The organism is Pantoea sp. App145 (assembly GCF_047947045.1).
Classification (GTDB): Bacteria; Pseudomonadota; Gammaproteobacteria; order Enterobacterales; family Enterobacteriaceae; genus Pantoea.
The window spans coordinates 305,669-325,239 of the sequence record NZ_CP133292.1 but is presented as its reverse complement, the minus strand read 5'-3'; the positions used below and the strand labels follow the sequence as shown (position 1 = coordinate 325,239).

At 50.1% G+C, this 19,571-nt stretch carries 17 protein-coding genes and 2 pseudogenes; 14 read left to right on the top strand and 5 right to left on the bottom strand.

The window, feature by feature from the left end; genetic code table 11:
- Window positions 1–216: 216 nt before the first annotated feature.
- Window positions 217–354: pseudogene (locus RCF31_RS24480) on the top strand (ISNCY family transposase); the annotation flags it as partial.
- 187 nt (window positions 355–541) lie between these two features.
- Here the strand turns inward: RCF31_RS24480 and fliB are convergent.
- Window positions 542–1,744, bottom strand: coding sequence for a flagellin lysine-N-methylase (gene fliB, locus RCF31_RS24475; RefSeq protein ID WP_416413916.1), 1,203 nt, complete (start codon window positions 1,742–1,744; stop codon window positions 542–544).
- Between the two features lie 161 nt (window positions 1,745–1,905).
- Entirely contained in the window at window positions 1,906–2,826 is a 921-nt protein-coding gene (locus tag RCF31_RS24470; protein ID WP_416413914.1) for a YncE family protein, read from the bottom strand.
- A gap of 143 nt (window positions 2,827–2,969) precedes the next feature.
- Between RCF31_RS24470 and RCF31_RS24465 the strand changes: the two genes are divergently transcribed.
- Window positions 2,970–3,605 carry a DNA-binding protein gene (locus RCF31_RS24465; protein WP_416413913.1) on the top strand — a complete coding sequence of 212 codons (636 nt, stop codon included), beginning with the start codon at window positions 2,970–2,972 and terminating at the stop codon, window positions 3,603–3,605.
- Between the two features lie 118 nt (window positions 3,606–3,723).
- Here RCF31_RS24465 and RCF31_RS24460 read toward each other — a convergent pair whose 3' ends face one another.
- Window positions 3,724–4,023: a helix-turn-helix domain-containing protein gene (locus tag RCF31_RS24460; RefSeq protein WP_416413911.1), complete on the bottom strand. Its 300-nt coding sequence runs from the start codon at window positions 4,021–4,023 to the stop codon at window positions 3,724–3,726.
- 415 nt (window positions 4,024–4,438) lie between these two features.
- On the opposite strand from RCF31_RS24460, the gene RCF31_RS24455 reads away from it, so the two are divergent.
- The 6 genes and pseudogenes from RCF31_RS24455 (at window position 4,439) to RCF31_RS24430 (ending at window position 10,273) form a co-directional block, all read left to right on the top strand.
- A complete protein-coding gene (locus RCF31_RS24455) occupies window positions 4,439–4,912 on the top strand; it encodes a hypothetical protein (protein ID WP_167379271.1) in 474 nt (157 codons plus the stop codon).
- A 68-nt stretch (window positions 4,913–4,980) separates the two neighbouring features.
- Window positions 4,981–5,139: pseudogene (locus RCF31_RS24450) on the top strand (helix-turn-helix domain-containing protein); the annotation flags it as partial.
- Between the two features lie 321 nt (window positions 5,140–5,460).
- Window positions 5,461–7,974: a phosphoenolpyruvate--protein phosphotransferase gene (gene ptsP, locus RCF31_RS24445; RefSeq protein WP_416413909.1), complete on the top strand. Its 2,514-nt coding sequence runs from the start codon at window positions 5,461–5,463 to the stop codon at window positions 7,972–7,974.
- Between the two features lie 26 nt (window positions 7,975–8,000).
- The gene (locus RCF31_RS24440; RefSeq protein WP_332668906.1) at window positions 8,001–9,020 is read left to right on the top strand and encodes a fructose-specific PTS transporter subunit EIIC; all 1,020 of its coding nucleotides are present in this window, start codon (window positions 8,001–8,003) and stop codon (window positions 9,018–9,020) included.
- Window positions 9,021–9,032: 12 nt separating this feature from the next.
- On the top strand, window positions 9,033–9,887 hold the full coding sequence (locus RCF31_RS24435) for a helix-turn-helix transcriptional regulator (protein WP_416413908.1): 855 nt from the start codon (window positions 9,033–9,035) through the stop codon (window positions 9,885–9,887).
- A complete protein-coding gene (locus tag RCF31_RS24430) occupies window positions 9,887–10,273 on the top strand; it encodes a fructose PTS transporter subunit IIB (RefSeq protein WP_416413906.1) in 387 nt (128 codons plus the stop codon). Before RCF31_RS24435 ends, RCF31_RS24430 begins: the two co-directional genes overlap by 1 nt.
- Here the strand turns inward: RCF31_RS24430 and RCF31_RS24425 are convergent.
- Together RCF31_RS24425 and RCF31_RS24420 are read right to left on the bottom strand one after the other, a co-directional pair.
- A complete protein-coding gene (locus RCF31_RS24425) occupies window positions 10,235–11,053 on the bottom strand; it encodes a phosphatase (protein ID WP_416413905.1) in 819 nt (272 codons plus the stop codon). The two genes, RCF31_RS24430 and RCF31_RS24425, sit on opposite strands and share 39 nt — an antisense overlap.
- A gap of 101 nt (window positions 11,054–11,154) precedes the next feature.
- Window positions 11,155–11,808: an HAD-IA family hydrolase gene (locus tag RCF31_RS24420; protein ID WP_416413903.1), complete on the bottom strand. Its 654-nt coding sequence runs from the start codon at window positions 11,806–11,808 to the stop codon at window positions 11,155–11,157.
- A gap of 300 nt (window positions 11,809–12,108) precedes the next feature.
- On the opposite strand from RCF31_RS24420, the gene ptsP (RCF31_RS24415) reads away from it, so the two are divergent.
- The 6 genes from ptsP (RCF31_RS24415) (at window position 12,109) to RCF31_RS24390 (ending at window position 19,570) form a co-directional block, all read left to right on the top strand.
- On the top strand, window positions 12,109–14,619 hold the full coding sequence (gene ptsP / locus RCF31_RS24415) for a phosphoenolpyruvate--protein phosphotransferase (protein ID WP_416413902.1): 2,511 nt from the start codon (window positions 12,109–12,111) through the stop codon (window positions 14,617–14,619).
- A 64-nt stretch (window positions 14,620–14,683) separates the two neighbouring features.
- The gene (locus RCF31_RS24410; protein ID WP_084879630.1) at window positions 14,684–15,004 is read left to right on the top strand and encodes a PTS fructose transporter subunit IIB; all 321 of its coding nucleotides are present in this window, start codon (window positions 14,684–14,686) and stop codon (window positions 15,002–15,004) included.
- Between the two features lie 156 nt (window positions 15,005–15,160).
- Window positions 15,161–16,264 carry a PTS fructose transporter subunit IIC gene (locus RCF31_RS24405; protein ID WP_416413899.1) on the top strand — a complete coding sequence of 368 codons (1,104 nt, stop codon included), beginning with the start codon at window positions 15,161–15,163 and terminating at the stop codon, window positions 16,262–16,264.
- Between the two features lie 9 nt (window positions 16,265–16,273).
- A complete protein-coding gene (locus tag RCF31_RS24400) occupies window positions 16,274–17,527 on the top strand; it encodes a class II D-tagatose-bisphosphate aldolase non-catalytic subunit (protein ID WP_416413898.1) in 1,254 nt (417 codons plus the stop codon).
- Between the two features lie 75 nt (window positions 17,528–17,602).
- Window positions 17,603–18,553 carry a transaldolase gene (tal, locus tag RCF31_RS24395; RefSeq protein WP_416413897.1) on the top strand — a complete coding sequence of 317 codons (951 nt, stop codon included), beginning with the start codon at window positions 17,603–17,605 and terminating at the stop codon, window positions 18,551–18,553.
- 162 nt (window positions 18,554–18,715) lie between these two features.
- Complete coding sequence (locus RCF31_RS24390; protein ID WP_416413895.1) at window positions 18,716–19,570, top strand: hypothetical protein; 855 nt, start codon at window positions 18,716–18,718, stop codon at window positions 19,568–19,570.
- Window position 19,571 lies beyond the last annotated feature (1 nt).

The following is a 19,571-nucleotide window of genomic DNA, read 5'->3' as shown; positions in this document are numbered from 1 at the left end:
GACCAGCGAAACTTCGGCTGATGCACAGAAAAGCCTCCCGTCTGGCATTTTTTTCTTCGTGTTCCGGCATTAAATAGTCGTACCTGAATCCGCGAAACATAATGAAGGCCGCAATCCTGCCAGATGCTCTGAATTGTGCTGCACACGTCTCTGTTGTTAAACAAAGGTGGGGGCAAAGTTCGACTGCTGTTGACACCATTAACTCGTTTTCGATGAGATGAGCTGGAAGCGGCAGGGAAAAGAGAACGCAGCCGGCATATTCCGGGAAGGCGGGCCCAGATTCAGGAGCAGCTAAGGGCAATCAATCCGGTTCTGGTTGAATCATCGCTCTTCAGACCCGGCGTGAAGAAATAATCCGACTGCCCTTTTCTCTTCATCAGAAAGCAGCAAAAAGTGACATTCAAAAACGGGAAATCAGGGGACATTATCAATATGGATAGACAGCTTAGGGCGCTAAATTCAGATGTCCGCATCGGAGATACGGACACTTTTCCGGACTCGATATTTCCTCTAAAAAAAGACTCACATCATATATCATGCGTTATTTTAACAGATAAACCAGTGCTGAATTATCTTTTAGCTTCACCTCTTCAATCTCTGCCAAAAAATCATCTTCAGCGTATTTGTTATGCCTGGTAATACCATGATAACTATAAAAAATATTAATCACATCGTCTTGATTGAAATCGCTTTTAAGCTCAACAGATGCAGCAACAAGCCATTTCAACAGGAACCATTCTGACATCAAAAAATAAAGATTGGTAAAAGGTTTCCTTCCATTTTTTACCGGAAAAAAATCCTCATACATGCGGTACTGTATATAGTTACTGAGCAGTTCGGGGCGATTCTGTAGCCACGGCACCGCTTTCTCTTGCCAGATTTTATTTAACCGCTGCATGGGTGTCAGAACATCATTTTCTTCAATGACTTTGTTCTGCAACTCAATCAATTTTTGCGAATATTTTCGTAACGTCGCCCCGCCGCGCCCTTCATATTTTGTGCTCAGATACGTTTGCAGTCGCAGAAGCAGCTCGGATTGCAGCTGATAATCCGGGATTAATTCTTCAATTATTTTTCTTATCTGGCCGTTTTGAATCGCCGCCTGGATATCCTGAAAATAACTTAACAAATTTTCATACAGATCATCGCTTTCTGCCAGTTTATCACGATAAAGAAGCAGCATTGTGATACCGTAAAAGCCTTCTTCGATTGCCATACCGCAACTGACCATAATATTCGAACACATCAGATTGAGCAGGCGATCTTCCTGGCGAATATCAGGTGCATTTATCGCTTCGGGGCTGAGTTTGATTCTTTCGCTGTAGAGCATCGCGCCAGCGGTAGTTAACAGTCTCTTCGCTGCTTCGGGACAAGATAGAGTCAGGTTACTTCTGATTTCATATTTATAGCTTGCATAAAGGCGAGGATAAATCGCGCAAGTGGTACTTAGCGCTTTTTCCCCCAGAGATTTATGCACTTTGCATAAGCGGTCTTCATCAAGAAAAGTACAGTCACCATTGTTTTTTAATTGAATCTTCCCCCAGCTACTCTGACTCTCTTTTGTAGTGATGATATTTCCCACAGCAATATTACGAATTTCAATTTCATCACTATTTATGTAGCGATTCACTGTCGGCTCATCAAGTTCAATGTCCCAGCCTTTACAGCAATGGTCGGGACAGGCACTGCCCACACAATGAAACTGGCTGAAAAAAGCTGGCTCAACAATAACTATCTCTTCCATACAACTCGCTCTCTTCAGAAGAAAAAATAAAGTTCTTCAAAGATAACCAAAAGTAAAGGAATCAATAGTCTCAACAAAAAGCGAAATCGCTGCCTGTTTTGCTCATAACGAACCCGCCTGAACGCAGGTTCGATCCCGATCACTGATAGAGCCAAACCGACTCAGCCAAGAGCAATACCCGTCAGCGGGCCAAAGCTGGCGATACGTTTAAGCGGTTCATCAGAGTTCAGTTTGTACTGCCATAAATTACCGCCTAGGTCGGTAATCCATATCACGCCACGATGATTGTCTAAGGCCAACCCAATACCTTCGTCCAGGCCCGTAGCAAGGATACGATGATGGGTAAACTCGCCATTTTTCACCGAGGCACAATTTAACGTATTCCCCCCTTGCAGCGAATCCCCCCGATCTGTCCAGTACATCAGGTTATTAGCAAAATCGTATTCCAGATCAATCGGTTCCGGCAGGTTTTCCATCACCGGCTTAATATCCTGACGTGTAGAAGCCGTTGTTCCTGCGGGGAAAGTGAGCGATGCGCGCATAATGCGCCCCTTCCCACCTTTTGAAGGGCCTTTTTGCGTCCAGTAGAACAAACCTCCTTTGGCATCAATAGCGATGCCTACGCAATGGCGCGTATAGTCTCTGGCATCCTGGGGAAAAAGTCCCGTCTGAATAAGTACCGATGGATCCGAACCATCGTCCTTTGAACGAAAAACACGCATCCCTTCACGATCGCACCAGTAAAGATGTCCGTTCTCTCGATCATGGAGAAGCTGCTTACCGGTGACGAAAAGCCCATTTCCCACCAAGCGTTTACCTTCAGAACCGTCCAGGTTCGCCGTCTCAACACTGCCATCAGCCTGGAAAAATTCCAGCGTCTCAGGCTCCTTGTTTTCCCCCATATTGGTCCAATAGATCTTGTTATTCGGCGCATCGACGGCAATGCCATCTGGATGAGATCGCAGGCCTGAAATGACAGAAATTTGTTCACCGGTTTCAGGATTAAACTTAATGATGGTGCCATCAAGCGGTTGTAACAGATAAAGATTGCTAGTGCTCATAAAATCCTCTACATAATTCATGCTGCTACCATGACCCGGGTTCCGCTTTTATCCCGGCGCTCAAGTACTTTATGAGCATCAGTTGGCGAAACATAAGCGCAAAGTGTGTCAAAATCATTTAACCAACCCATAACCAGCCCCCGGAAGCAGGAAAGTATAGAGCCATGGTGAAACGGATAGAGTATCAAATCGAGAAGTACAGTTTCATGGAAGTCAACGAATCGCCTGCCCGGACCCGGCAGTGGGAAGAGGTACTGGATGAGTGTCGTCAGTTACAGGCTGGAGCTGAAGAGCGGTTACGTATTGCATTACTGAATCTGGATTACGTCACCAGTTTTGAGCTGCCTTTCCGGCTGCTATTGGTGCGAACTCCGCAGCTGATTGCCGGATTGCGTGATGAACTTCAGATTACCCGTAAAAGTGCCACCTTCAACGGCAAGCGTTTTGGTTGCATCTGGAGCGTAAAATCGGACTTGAGCAACATGCCGGATGAGTTCCAGTACCGGCTGGTAACCCGTATCCGGCGGGTAGATTCAGCGGGTATCACCGCAGCCCCTTACCAGCATATCGCCAGAAAATTGAAAGCACCGCGTGAACGTCTTAAAAAGGCACTGGAAGAGGGTCTGGCTGTATCGGCGCTGGACGGATTATTCTGGTTTGGCTCACAGCGTATCGCGGCAGATGTACTGAGTTTGCGCAAAAAAGGCATGAGGATCAGGACAGTTGAAACCGAAGTCTTCGAAAATCTCACCGGTACGACCCGGTCGGTTCCCGTTTACTCATGTGAGATTGATACATAATTTGGGGCACGCCAAAATCCAAAATACATCGATACGGATATTGCTTGCGAGATCAGTTAACCACATGCATAGCGCACAAAAGTGACCGTTTGACCGTGCCCGACTGACAACCGTTTTCTTACAATGTGAAATCGACATGCTCACCACCAGGCATGTTCACCCCGATAGTCAGTGTACCGCTCAGAGCTTCCACATACCTTTTTAGCGTGGCGATTTTCAGGTCTTCTCCTCTGCTTTCAATTGCTACTACCGATGGCTGGGCTATTCCCATCGCTGCTGCCTGCTCACGCTGGGTGCGATCTAAAGCTTCGCGAAGTTTATACAGCTGACTTTCCAGACGCATCTCACTGACTTTCTCATCAATTCTCGCAAGGCTTTCCGGAGACAGCCCCGCTTTTAAATCGCTCAGAGTTTTCATAAATTACCTCGCTTCAGTTTCGAGAGACCATCATAACCTCTACCTTACTCCGTATAACCGGTTGTGATGACCTGCAAGCGACACGGCGCAGTAGAAAAAATAGACTATGCTTGTTTACGGTAGTCCCACACATTAACGTAAAACTCTGGGACTGTGGCACAGATACTGTAATGCGTTGTTTATAAATCATTTTCAGTCAGTATAAGGTTCCAATACATGTCGCCATTCGCAAAGTTGTCTTGTATTCCTTCGCTACCTGACCAGACCCCGCTCTGCACTAAGGGAAGGTTCCCTGTCACTTTTCCTGCCTTATTTTGTCTTATTTTTCTCGCGCAGCGTTCTGACAACCATAATTAAATCGGACATCAAAATGCTTAAGACAATAAACCAGTGCCTGGTGCTTTTTTTATTGGTAATGGCTTTCATGAGTCAGGCCAGCGAGATAAATCTCTATTCAATCAATACGGGTTCCTTTGTTTATCATCTGACGGGAAATCACGGCCAATACACAGAAAATTTCGAAAATAATTTCTTCTCTGTCGAACGAAAACTTTCAGAAGACTCAAAATACAGTATTCTCATCGGAACGATGAAAAACAGCTTCGACGATCGTTGTCTGGCTATGGGTGTGAGAAGAGACTGGAAAGACTGGGATAATGGCTGGGTTTTCAAAGGGGTATATGGTTATACTGGTGAGTTTTTCTTCGATGCATTCAAAAACTGTGGTGATCATGGGTCCTATCATGATTTCAAAAAGGCCACCGGCATCGGCTTCTCTCCCTATATCTATCATGGCTTTCAATACAACTTCACCAGTTATTTCGGCATCGAAACCGGCATCATCATCCCCAGTGTATTTGTCATTACTGTGCAGTGGAGTTTCAGATAAAAGTTAGAAATTGATTGCAAATACTATGCACGGGGCTCTACATATCAAAATTAATTCGGTGCCGCACTGGCAAAACCTATCCGGAACTTGCTGATATTCTCGAAACATCAGTAAGCACCATCAAATTCCATATGGGAAACATTGTAAAAAAACTGGGCGTAAAAAATGCCAAACAAGCCATTATCCACTCTGGCGTGAGCCACAATAAACACGACATAAAGTATTAATCGAGTTTCACCAGAGAAGTGCCTCCTGCTGCGGAAGGCAGGGGGCATCCTCACTTCTACTCCCCACTCCACCCGCATTTCTTAAAAATTGTGACCTGGGCCGCAAACCCGTCCTTCGACCCGAAGAACTTATTGATAATAAAAACAAAAGATCAGGAATACACCGACATCGGCTAAATATGACAACTGTCACAAATTCATAATCAGGTCACTATTTTCCAGAAAAGGTTTCTTTTTTACTATATCTGCACTAAGGCAAACGGTTAAAGATACCGCACAAGAGGGATACACCGATCCCGGCATTACGCTTCAGGAGTCAGAATGGTGGTGGAAATAACCTGGCAATGCGAACTGAACGAAGGGATCCACGCCAGACCTGCCGGGCATATCGCCCGGCTGTGTAACACCTTTGAGGCCGAAATGGTGTGGCACAACACCCGCACACAGCTGGAAGCCAGTGCGAAGAGCGCGCTCTCCCTGGTCGCGACCGATACATTACGGGATGATATCTGCCTGATTACCGTCAGCGGATCTGACGCGCCTGCCGCAGCGGCTGCGCTAAAAGGGTTACTCTATCGCCTGCCTGAGTTCAACCTCGAACAGGAGTCTGAGCACGCGTTGGTTGCCGGATCCCTTCCCCGCTGTTTACTCGAATTACGTCCACTGTATCTTTGCGGCATCCGTATCAGCGTGGGAATAGCGGTCGCCAAACCCTGTTTCATGGCAGGCGTAACGTTTACCGAGTTACTGGGCCGTAGCCCCACCGACGCGTTCAGTCCACAAAGTGAGAAACGGCGTCTGGCAGAGGGGCTGGAAAATCTGCGCCGGACTAAAATGGCGGCACTCGCACAAGCCGAAGGCATCGAGTACGACCTGATTGAAGCCCATTTGTCATTCATCACCGATAGCGCCTTCGAGGCCAGTATGATCGGGTATCTTGATGAGCATAGGAATGCGTGGTCGGCTATCGTCCGGTCCGCCATGGACTTCAGCGCGATTCTTGAACGCTCCTCCAGCCATTACATTCAGGAAAGAACCCTGGATCTGCTGGATATCGCTACCCAGTTACTGACCGGGATCTATGGCGAACAGTCACTGGCACAAAACTTTCTTATGCCGGATGAACCGGTGATTGTGTTCGCCAGTGCGCTCACCCCAAGCCAGTTTCTGGCAATCAACAAAACACATCTTGCTGGTCTGGTGCTGTCATCAACCGGTGCGACATCACATACGGCGATTCTTGCACGTTCACTGGGCATCCCTGCCCTGGCCGATATTGATTTTTCAGCCCTCACCCTGCCACCCAATCAGGATATCGTGCTGGATAGCGATCAGGGCATCCTGATCACCGTGCTGGATGAAAAGATCCAGCGCTATTATCGCCATGAAATCGATGTTCAGCAGCAGATGCGGCAAAAGATACAGGAATTTGCCCAACTACCTTCCGTCACGGCGGACGGGCATCACATCGGTATTGCCGCCAATATCGCCAGCGTCGAAGAGGCACAAGTGGCTTTTGCTAACGGAGCGGAAGCGATTGGCCTGTTTCGTAGCGAAATGGCGTTTATGGCGCGGGAAACCCCGCCAGACTACCCGGAGCTGGAGGCGCTTTATCACTCGGTGGTAACCCTCGCTGCCGGCAGACCCGTGGTGTTTCGTACCTTTGATATCGGCGGTGATAAACCCGTGTCCTGGCTGGCTTCCGGCAGAGAGGACAACCCCGCGCTGGGTTACCGCGCCGTGCGCAGCTATCCGCAACACCGCCAGCTGTTTGCCATGCAGCTGAAAGCCATTCTCAGTGCATCTGCTATCGGAGATGCCAGAATCCTGCTGCCGATGATCGCACGGCCGGAGGAAGTAATCTGGTGCCGGGAGGTACTGGAGGCCGTTAAACAGGAGATGCGCGACGCAGGCCATCCATTCAATCCGGCTGTCGAACTGGGGATCATGCTGGAGGTGCCTTCCGTACTTTTTGCCATCGCGGACATGGCCGAACATGTCGACTTTTTCAGCCTTGGCAGCAACGATCTAGCGCAATATTTTTTTGCTGCTGACCGGGGTAATCCGCGTGTCAGCGCAGTGTATGACAACTATGCCCCGGCTTTTTTACGTGCCATGCAACAGGCCGTCACCGACGTTCACCGTGCTGGCAAACGCATCGCCCTGTGCGGTGAACTCGCCGCGGATAACGCTCTGCTCCCGCTATTAGTGGGTATCGGGTTTGATGAACTGAGCATGAGTGGTAGCGCCATTCCCGCCGTTAAACATGCGTTGAAATCGTTAAACTTCACGCGTTGCCAGGGGCTGGCGCGGCAAATAAATCTGACTCACTACTCTGCACAGGCCGCCGCGCTACTGCAATCCGCAGCAGCAACGAAATCCCACACCGGCAAGCCCTTGCTGACGCCGGAAACCATTCTGTGGGAACTGGACGCGGCAGATAAAAACGAAGTTATCAAAAAAATGGTCGACAACCTCTGGCTGCACCAGCGCACCGACTGTCGCGATAAGTTGTGTCAGGACATCTGGGCCAGGGAGATCCCCTTTCCTACCGTTGTAGGTTCCGGCTTTGCTATACCCCATGCCCGGACAGATGCCATCCATGACTCCACCATCAGCGTCGCCACGCTCCGGCAACCGGTGTCCTGGGGCGGCGTACCGGTGGATAAAGTCTTTATGCTGACGATCAGCCAGGCGGCAGCAGAAAACGAGCATATGAAATATTTTTCAACGCTGGCGCGAATGCTAATGAATGATGAGTTTGTCGTCAAAGCACAGCGTGTTGCCACACCCGAAGCGCTCTGTGACCTGATAATCAGTGCCTTATCTTGCTAGTTGCCGAATTATGTTATGAGGCGGGTATGTTAAAACTATTAAAAAATACCAAACGTCATTTTATGACCGGTGTGTCCTACATGATCCCTTTTGTGGTCGCTGGCGGGGTTTTGCTGGCACTGGCGGTAATGTTCAACGGCCAGGCGGCAGTCCCCGATCACGGCTTTCTCAAAGCGATGTCGCAGATTGGTCTCGCGGGATTGACCCTGTTTATTCCAATTCTGGCCGGATTTATCGCCTACTCGATGGTGGATAAGCCCGGCATTGCTCCCGGTGCCATCGGTGGCCTGATGGCGTATCAGATGGGGGCCGGGTTTTTAGGTGGAATGCTGGCGGGGATCATTGCCGGGCTGATTGTCTGGTGCCTGCTCAATATCATTGCCCGGCTGAAAATCCCCCACTTTCTCAGAATGGTACTGCCGATTTTTATCATCCCGCTGGCCGGGACCTTTCTCACCGGCATGGCGGTTTATTACATCATTGGTGACCCGGTTGCCGGGTTGATGAAATGGCTCAGCGTCTGGCTGAGCAATATGCAGGGTGCCTCTTTTATCATTCTTGGCACAGTGCTGGGTGGCATGATCGCCGTCGATATGGGCGGCCCGATGAACAAAACCGCTTTTTTCTTTGCCGTCGCGCTTATTTCCACCAATCCACAACTGATGGCCGCTGTCGCTGCCGCCGATTGCACCCCGCCACTGGGGCTGGCACTTGCCACCTTCATGTTCAAAGGCATTTTTAACGATGTCGAACGGGAAGCAGGTAAACCGGCCGTCATCATGGGCTTCATGGGGATCACCGAAGGCGCGATCCCTTTTGCCGCCGCCGATCCCCTGCGGGTGATCCCGGCGATTATGCTCGGCAGCGCGGTTGCTGCCGTTCTTTCGCTGTGGTTTGGTGCCACCAATGCTGCGCCCTGGGGCGGACTTATCGTGCTGCCCGTGGTCAGCAATCATCTGGGTTACATTGTCGCGGTAGCCGCCGGAACCTTAACCACGGCCATCGCGGTTAAGGTACTGAAAAGTGTCGTCAAACCACAGGCATAAGGCAGGCAGACTATGAGCGCATTCATACAATCAATTTTGAGCGAGTTCAGCACTCAGTGCTCCACCACAGAAACTGTGCTGGTTGCGAATGGCAACGCACAGGCACCGATCATGGCGTATCACCTGCACGTTCCGCGCATTGAGCTGACGGTGAAAGGCACGCTAAGCATGCTGCTTCCCAAAGGGGAGGATAAGATCGTCAAATGCCAGCGCCCGGTGGGTACCGTGACCTATATTCCCGCCGGTAGCTGGAACTCACCTTTGTGGGGAGAGCCGGTGATCTGCATGTCCATCGTCTTCTGGAAGCAGGATGTCGGGTTTAGCATCAGCAACTGGGACGGGACGCAGTTCAAAGAGGTGGAGAAATTTAACCTGCAAAACTCCATCAGCTCGGTGCGTGATCGCCTGCTTGAGCTGGCGGAGATCCTGGCCTGGGCGCAGAACCACACCAGCGAAACTTTTGCCCATATCGTCTATGCGCTGCTGAATGATCTGTTGTACCAAATCACCGACGGTATGAATAATCACAAGGGACCTCTCTCCCTGCTCGATGAAATCAAAAGCCATATTGATAGCCACTACCAGACGGATATTAGCCGGGAGAGCGTTGCCGGGACCTTCAACATCTCACCGGGCTATCTGTCGCGTCTTTTTTCCCGTGAGTCAGACGTAAAATTTAATGAATACCTCAAGTTAGCCCGGATCTCGCGTTCGAAAACGTTGCTGACAGGCACCAACCTGAAAATCAATGAAGTCTCAGAGAAGTGTGGTTTCACCGATACCAACTATTTCTGCAAAGTGTTCCGGGATGTCAATGACTGTACGCCACTTGAGTACCGGCGTAAGAACAAGGGAGTAAGTTTATAATGGCCCGAACAGCAAAAGATGAAGTGCATCCTTTCACCAGTGAACGCAATCTGCATATCGTGGCGGTGACCGCCTGCGCCACCGGCGTGGCGCATACCTATATGGCGGCCGAACAACTGGAAAAGCTGGCGAAAACCTACAATTTTTCGATCAAAATCGAAACCCAGGGCGTGCTGGGATTAAAAAACCCGATCACCGAGAAAAATATCCTCGACGCCGAACTGGTCATCATTGCCTCTGATATCACCATCGACAACGCATTGCGCTTTGAGGGGTGCCGCATCCTGAACATCTGCATCAATTCCCTGCTGCTGAAACCGGCTGAGGTGGTGTCGGCCATCCGAAAATCACTCAGTCTGCCCAGAGGCAACGTTATCGAGCTTTAGCAACGCATCAATCTCCTCAATCCTCTCACCGCCGTGACGTTCAAGAAACTCAAGTACGCGCCACGGCGAAGCATTAAGAATTCGCTCGGCGGGAAAATCCGCCTCCTGCAACAGCGGCAGGCAGGCGCTGAAATCCCCCACCGCAAATGCGCTGTGCGCATCGGTTCCCAGCGATAGCATTCCGCCGCTATCGCGAACGGCGGCAATAATTTTGCGGCAATTCCCCTCACTGCCCTTTCTTGAATGCACAAACGAGGCGTTATTCACTTCCAGCGCCACATTACAGGCTTTTGCCGCCTCCACCACTGCCGGGATATCAATAGGATACTCAGGATTGCCAGGATGACTGATGATATGCACCTTACCGCTGGCAATCACTGCGATCAGCGCATCGGTATGGGTGACGATATCCGCCGGGGCGAACACCTGCTTGTGGAACCCGGCAATAATCACATCCAGCGCCGCACGCATTTTATCACTGCAATCGGTCTCACCATCCGCTTTGATATTCGCCTCAATCCCCCGCAGAATCCCCACGCCATCCACCACGCGCAACAAAATGCGCATGTTGCTGAAGTGAAATGCATGAGGCGCATCCACCATGGCCGGACCGTGATCGGTGATGGTGATGGTGATGGTGATGGTGATGGTGATGGTGGTGGTGGTGGTGGTGGTGATAAGTTTAAGGTTTTTGCGCACCGCTGCGGCAATATAGTCATGAACAGTACTGTAAGCATGCGTACTGGCTACGGTGTGCATATGCAGATCGACATTGTACATCGTCACTTCTCCCTTTACGGGCCCCTGCCAGACAGGCCCGTATGATTACGCCAGCAGCGCTTTGGCCAGGATGTTTCTTGAGGACATATCAAACTCCGTGGTTAAAACCTGAGAGAGAAATCGGCACCACGCTGATGCGTCACGGCGAGGTCGAGGTAATGGCGGATGGTGGCGTAAGCCTCAATATCATGGGAAGTCGATTGCGGCGTAAGGACCTCCACCACCACACTCCCCGCCGCGCTGGCTGAGCGCAGTCCCGCCTCCGAATCTTCAAAGGCGATGCACCCGGACGGGGATACATTGAGTTTTTGCGCTCCCTTGAGGAAGGGCTCCGGATCAGGTTTACCGTGCTGAATATCCTCACTGGTCACCAGCACGCCAGGGAACGGAAAACCGGCCTGGTGAATACGTGCAGAAGCGACCCGCAACGAGCCAGAGGTGACGATTCCCCAGGGAACGTTAAGCGCGTTGAGCCGGGTGAGGAATTCGGCGGCGCCAGCAACCGGGGTAATCCCCTCAGTGTTGCGGGCTTCATAATCCTCCAGCGCCAGGAATTCCTGCCCGATAGTCGTCTCGCTAGCGTCCGGCATAAAATGACGCAGCGTGCTGATGGCCGGTTTGCCATGCAGATAATTACGCACTTCCCCGGCGTTCAAGCCTTTTCTATTTGCCCAGGCACTCCACGACGCTTCGACGAAATCCAGTGAGTTGACTAAGGTCCCATCCAAATCAAATAACAGACCACGAAAATGCATATTACTCACCATCAGGGGAATTAAAGAAACATGCCTATTATTTACCCCCCTCTTTGCCAGGCATTAAAGAGTAAAAATGAAGCTTTAATAGCAATTGCGGCACCACTCCTCGCAGCCGTCATTAATTTATGACAAGGTTCACACAACAAAAACAGGAAACCATTTTTCAAGTAAAGGATACATTTTTTCTATTCAATCTTCCGGGCGAACGCGGAAGGATATTAAACATCGAATGCAGAGTGTGACATCTGCCTGGAAAAATTAAACAGCGTTTCTCTTAGCAATTTATTGGGAGTGGTTATGTCAGAATTAATAAGCTATCAATGTGAGCTTAAGGACGGAATTCATGCCAGACCGGCAGGCCACATCGAGCGTCTTTGTAATTCCTTTCAATCTACTGTGCGCTGGAAAAATATCCGTACCGGCCTCGAAGGCAGTGCAAAGAGCGCCCTTTCGCTTGTCGCCACCGATACCTTATTGAATGATCGCTGTGAAATTACCCTCAGCGGTGAAGATGCGCGCGACGCCGCAAATCAGCTGTCGGCCTTACTGGAAAAACTGCCTTCTTTTGAAGTGACGCAGGAAGAAGAACCTGCAGCGCCAGCAGGTTATCTGCCGCGTTCCCTGCGGGAAACACAGCTGAGCTTTATCCAGGGATCACGCATCAGCAGTGGTGTGGCGATCGCCAGACCGGTGATTATCCAGAGCCTGACTTTGCAGGAAATACTGGCACGTAGCCCGGTACAGGAACACTCCGCTGTCCAGGAAAAAGAGTCGGTGATTACCGGTCTGGAAGCCCTGAAGAATGAGAAAGTTGCCGCTCTGGAGATGAATAGCGGTGTCGAGCACGATATTATTCAGGCACATTTATCGATTATCACCGATGCCGCTTTCCAGAGCTCCATCACCGGCTTTATCCATAACGGCAACAATGCCTGGTCAGCAATTACACTTGCCGCAATAGAGTTCTGTGAAATACTGAACCGCTCATCGAGCAAATATATTAAAGAAAGAACCCTCGATGTATTAGATATTACCAGCCAGTTATTGATGACGCTGTATGGTGGTAACGCGTTACCACAAAACAACCTGGAACTGACAGAACCATCAATTATTCTGGCCGACAATCTGACCCCGAGCAAATTTCTCGGTATCAACAAAGACTGGCTGGCAGGCCTGGTATTATCCTCAACAGGTAAAACTTCGCATACCGCCATCCTCGCGCGTTCGCTGGGAATTCCCACGCTGACAGATATCAACTTTTCGGCGCTGAACCTGCATCCGCAGCAGGATATTATTATTGATGGTAACCCGGGCATTCTGATCACCTCCCCGGATGAGCGTGTGCTGCGTTATTACCGTCATGAGATGGCCGTACAACAGCAAATGCAGCAACAGATGCTGGCAGATGTCCACCAACCCGCCGTCACTGCGGACGGGCATGGCATCGGGATCGCCGCCAACATCGCCAGCCTGTCAGAAGCCGTCGCCGCCTTTAACAATGGCGCAGAAGGCGTCGGTCTGTTTCGCACCGAAATGTCGTTTATGGACCGCGCAACCCCGCCTGATTATGCCGAGCTGGCCGCGCTTTACACCAATGTCATGGCACACGCCGCGGGCAAACCGGTGATCTTTCGCACCTTCGATATCGGCGGTGACAAACCGGTGGATTATCTGAATATGGGTGACGAAGAGAACCCCTTCCTGGGATTCCGCGCGGTACGCACCTATCGGCTCTACCGGGATTTGTTCAGCATGCAGCTGAAAGCAATGCTGACCGCCTCCGCGCATGGACCGGCCAAAATTATGATTCCGATGATCTCGAACGTTGATGAGGTGATCTGGTGTCGTGAGGTGCTGGCCGCGGTGATGCAGGAGATGGATAACGCCGGATTGCCTTACAACGATGGCATCGAATTAGGCGTGATGCTGGAAGTGCCATCGGTTATCTTCGCCATTCCTGAAATCGCCGCCTATGCCGACTTTTTCAGTGTCGGCAGTAATGACCTGACCCAATATTTCTTTGCCGCCGATCGGGGCAATTCCCAGGTGGCAGATGTGTATGACAACTACGCCCCCTCCTTCTTGCGTGCCATGCAGTTCGCCGTTGAAGAGGTACATCGAGCCGGTAAATGGATTGGCATCTGCGGCGAGCTGGGAGCCAGCCCGGATTTCCTGCCGCTGTTCACCGGCATGGGCTTTGACGAACTCAGCATGAGCGGCACCGCCATTCCCGGCGTCAAACATGCGTTGCGTGAGCTGAACTTCGCGAAATGCCAGCAACTGGCGCGGCATGCCGTCACGCTCAAACGTTCGGCTGAGGTAAAAACGGCGTTGCAGGCTCCCGATGTCAAACAGGTCAGCAGCAAGCCGATCCTGGCGCCGGAATTTATGCTCTGCGGTTTACAGGCCAGCGATAAAAATGAGGTCATTAAAATGATGACCGATAATCTGTGGCTGCACCATCGCACCGATAACCGGGAACAATTATGTGACGATATCTGGATAAGGGAAGACGCCTTCTCCACCGCGGTCGGCTATGGTTTCGCCATCCCGCACACCAAATCCGATCATCTCCGCTATTCAACCATCAGCATGGCCACCCTCGATAAACCCATTACCTGGGGGGAGCAGCAGGTTGAAACCGTCTTTATGCTGACAGTGAATAAATCTGCCGATCCCAACCAGCATATGAAATATTTCTCCGTCCTTGCCAGAAAACTGATGAAAGAGGAGTTTCGTAATGAAATAAAACACGCCGATAACGTCAGCGTACTCTACAACCTGATGACCAAAACATTAGATGTATAAAGTCAGAATCACGCAATAAAACTTTTAATAATCAGCCAGACAAATAAAAGACCAGGAGTCAGTTATGAAAATCGTCGGAGTCGCAGCATGCATTACAGGCATCGCACATACCTATATGGCACAGGAAGCCATTGAACAGGAATGCAAGAAAAGAGGTTATGACGTAAAAGTCGAAACCCAGGGCGGCATGGGAATTGAAAATGAATTAAGCGAAGAAGACATCGCCGAAGCGGATGTGGTGATTATGGCCGTCGCCATCGGTATTGAGGGCGTGGAGCGCTTTGAAGAAAAAGAAGACGCAGGCCGGATTATTTCATTAAACCCGGCTGAGGTCATTCGTAATCCGGCGGCAATCATTAATAAAGCCGAACAGCTTGCACAATAACCCTGCGTAAAATTGCGTTTATTTTTCGCAGAAACCAACGTGCATAACAACGTTAAATAAATTTCTGTGACCTCCGTTATTTCTGTGTACAGGCAATTATGCCTGCGGATTTATTCGGCCATAGCACTGCGATCGCGGAGATCGGGAGGAATAAAAATGTCGGATACGATGAAAACCATTAAGGATGATTTAGTCAAAGCCTTCAGCACCGGGGTGTCTTATATGATGCCGGTGGTGGTGGTCGGCGGGATCTGCCTGGCGCTGTCGCTGGTGGGTGGAGAACCCACACCGGGCAAAGGCATTGTGGTCACCAATCCATTCCTGCTAAACCTTGGAGCCATCGGTAGCGCCGGGCTGGGCATGATGATCCCGGTGCTCGCCGCCTATATCGCCTACTCCATTGCTGGCAAACCGGGCCTGACGCCCGGCTTAGTCACCGGATTTATGGCCGCCACGCCGCTCGGCGAAGCGCATGTGGTCACCGGCTTTCTCGGTGCGATGCTGCTCGGCATCCTGAGCGGCTACGTCGCGAAATGGGTCAAGACCTGGAAGGTCGGCAAAGTGCTGATGCCGGTGATGTCGATCCTGATTATCCCTATCGTTACCAGCTGCCTGGTCGGCATGCTTTATTTGTATGTGCTGATTGGCCCCATCGGTATGGCGATGAAATGGCTGGTGGCCATGCTGTCGAATATGCAGGGCGGCAGCGGTCTGGTGCTGGGTTTAATTCTCGGAGCAATGGCTGCCTTTGATATGGGCGGACCGGTGAATAAAACCGCGACGGCATTTACCCTGGCGCTGATGGCCGAAGGGATATATGGCCCGAACGGTGCCTATCGTATCGCCTGTGCTATTCCGCCGCTGGGTATTGCGCTCTCAACGTTAATTTCGCGCCGTAAATGGGCGGAAGATGAAAGACGCATGGGGACCTCCGCCGCGTTTATGGGCTTAATAGGTATCACCGAAGGTGCCATTCCTTTTGCAGTGAAAAACCTTAAAACCGTTCTCCCCTCAATCATTATTGGCAGCGCCGTGGGTGCCGGTCTGGCGATGATTCATGGCGTTGAATCTATGGTGCCGCACGGTGGCTTAATTGCCATTGCCGGCGTGAATAAAGGCGCGATGTGGTACGTCATTGATATGGCCATCGGCGTCATTGTTACGGCTGTATGCCTGCATATTCTGCGACCCAACATTAGCGAAGTCGTTAAAAAAGAACCCGCTAAAAAACCTGTCACTTCCGATTTAAATAAAGCGTAAGGAGTTATTATGAAAAATACCATGAAACAGTACGTCGATTATATTGTTAACGGTGGAAAATCAACGATGCTGGGTATCGGCCCCATGTCACCTGCGCTTATTCAGGCGTGCTTTGAACTGGGTAAAGAAAAAGATCTGCCATTGATGTTTATCGCCAGCCGTAATCAGGTTGATGCCGATGAATTTGGTGCGGGTTATGTCAATAACTGGGATCAGTTCCGCTTTGCGGCAGATTTAAAAGCAATGGCGGAAAAAGTTGGCTTCGATGGCGACTATTTCCTCTGCCGTGACCACGGCGGTCCCTGGCAGCGTGACAAAGAACGTAAAGACCATATTCCGGAAGCAGAAGCCATGGCGCTGGCGCGCCGCTCCTATCAGATTGATATGGATGCTGGTTTCGACCTGCTGCACATTGACCCAACCAAAGACCCGTATGTCGTGGGGAAAGTGATTGATATCGAACTGGTGCTGAGCCGCACCGTCGAACTGATTCACTTCTGTGAAGAATACCGTAAGGCCAATAACCTGAAAGAGTTCTTTTATGAAGTCGGCACCGAAGAAACCAATGGCGGCCTGACCGATATCAGCGCGTATGAAGGCTTTATTGTTGAACTCAACAAACGTCTGCTGGCCGCCAGCTTGCCGCAACCGTTATTTATCGTCGGCCAGACGGGTACGTTGACGCGCCTGACAAAGAATGTCGGACATTTCAACGATAAACAGTCGGCTGAACTCTCAGCGATCAGTACCCGCTACGGTGTGGGTTTAAAAGAGCATAACGGTGACTATCTGCCGGATGACATCCTGCTGAAACACCCGGGCCTGGGGATCACCGCAATGAACGTTGCCCCGGCGTATGGCACCATCGAAACCCGCGCCTACCTCAAACTGGCCGAAGTAGAGAAAGATCTGGCGGCCAAAGGTTTTATCCAGTCCGCTTCTAATCTTAAAAATGTGCTGACCCGTGAGTGCGTGCTGAGCCACAAATGGGAGAAATGGATGACCGATGAGCATAAAAATAAGTCAGAAGAACAGATTTTTAATGAGCCGGCATTGCTGAAAGAAATTCTTGAACTCAGCGGTCATTATAATTATGAAAAACCAGATGTCGTGAAAGAAATGAAAACCCTGTTCGCCAATTTGCGTTCCTTTGGTGTGGAACCTGAGCGTTATGTAGTGAACAAAATTAAAGACATGATCCAGAATGAAGCGGAATGCTTCAATATGCCGGGTCTGACCTCACGCGTCGCTCTCGCGAAATAATCTTTTAATGCGATTAATAACCGGGGAAAGGATGTTCCCGGTTATCCGGCTAAACATATTATCGAGGTAAAGATTGTGAACCAGCTTGAGCAATTAAAACAGCGAACCATTATTGTCGCCGACAGTGGGGATATTGACAGCATTCTGGCTTATCAACCCGAAGATGCCACCACCAACCCGTCATTAATTTATAAAGCAGCGCAGCTGCCGCAATATCAACAGCTGATAAAAGATGCGGTCACGGCAGTAAAGACGCGTCAGGCTGGTAAAGAAGTCCACCCCTCAGTCATCGCCGATTATCTGGCTGTCAGCATTGGCGCGCTGATCCTGAAAAGCGTGCCGGGACGTATTTCAACCGAAGTTGATGCGCGGCTCTCTTTTGACACCGAAGCCAGCATTCATAAAGCGCGGGAACTGATCGCCCTCTATGAAGAGAGAGGTGTCACCAAAGACCGTGTTCTGATCAAGCTGGCTGCCACCTGGCAGGGAATTCGTGCCGCCGAAGTGCTGGAAAAAGAAGGCATCAATTGTAATCTGACGCTGCTGTTCTCCTTCGCTCAGGCCCGGGCCTGCGCCGATGCTGGCGTTTTCCTGATCTCGCCTTTTGTCGGACGGATCTATGACTGGTACAAAAAGAATAAACCGGACACCGTTTTTACCATCGACAACGATCCGGGAGTTGAGTCAGTACGCAATATCTATCATTTCTACAAAATGCATGGCTACCAGACAGTGGTGATGGGTGCCAGCTTCCGTACCCCGGAGCAGGTACTGGCGCTGAACGGCTGCGATCGTCTGACGGTTTCTCCTAATCTGCTGGCACAGCTGCAGCAAAGCGAAGCGGCTGTTCTTGCCCCGCTGGCTTACGACGGCGAGCTTCAGTCCAGACCCGCGGCCATCAGAGAAGCGGAATTTTACTGGGCGCATAATCAGGATGCGATGGCAGTCGAAAAACTTGCCGAAGGCATCCGCCTGTTTGCCATCGATCAAAATAGCCTTGAGACGTTACTCACCCAATATCTCTGATTTCTTCTGATTACAACCAGCCAGATATGCTCTGGCTGATTTTTTTGTGAGTTTAATCGGTTTCTGAATATCATCGCCTTTGACTGCTGCATTTTCTGCTACCTTCTGCCGGTAAAAATTTAAAACTGGCACGTTTATATACACCTGACTCAAAGGAATTGAATGATGAATGTTAATAGCATTTCCGGCACAAGCCACGGCAATCAGAACACCGCCAGCCACCGACCGGCAATTCCCGGTATATATTCAGCCAATGGGAAAATTGAAAAAACCGGAACAGATATTAACGGCACAACAACCTCAAACCGCGGTGATATTATTCTCACCGATTGCCGGGCCGGAAAACCAGAAAAACCTGTTGCCATCAAACAATATAACGGAAAAGTTATTCTTAAAGAGGATTGTCAAATCCAGGGAAACGTTGAAATTGATTTAGGCCATGCACCCATAGAAAAAACCACCATCAAAGGTGACTTAATCAACCACAACGGGTCCTGCACATTACATCACTCACATGTTGAAAACATTAACAGTTCCAGAGGAACTGTAGCATTAACGCGTTCCAATGCTGACTCGATAATTGCCCATAATGGCAATGTTTCCCTGGAAGACCATTCCGCAGTTAAATACGACGTTACCCTCAGCAATGGCAGCATCTCCATAGACTCATCCACCATCGGTGGGACACTCGAGTTGAATAGCAACAAAATGGAGATCGGTAAACACTCATCCGTTCATCATGTAAAAATGAACTGCGTTAATGATATATCGGTCGTCGCCTTATCCTCATTCAGGTTAACCAGGAATGTTAAGATCGTTATTAATGGTATTCAGCGATTCCCCACAACGCAGCCGGGCGACGCTGCCGAAAAACTAACACAAATTCTTACTCTGAAGGATGGCGCTGAACTTCACCGTGTCGAGTTCAATGGAAAGAATTTGATTATGAATCTCGAAGGTAGCGCCCATTATACCGGCGGAGAAATGGCGGGTTTAACCATCAATCGTGTAACCTGAA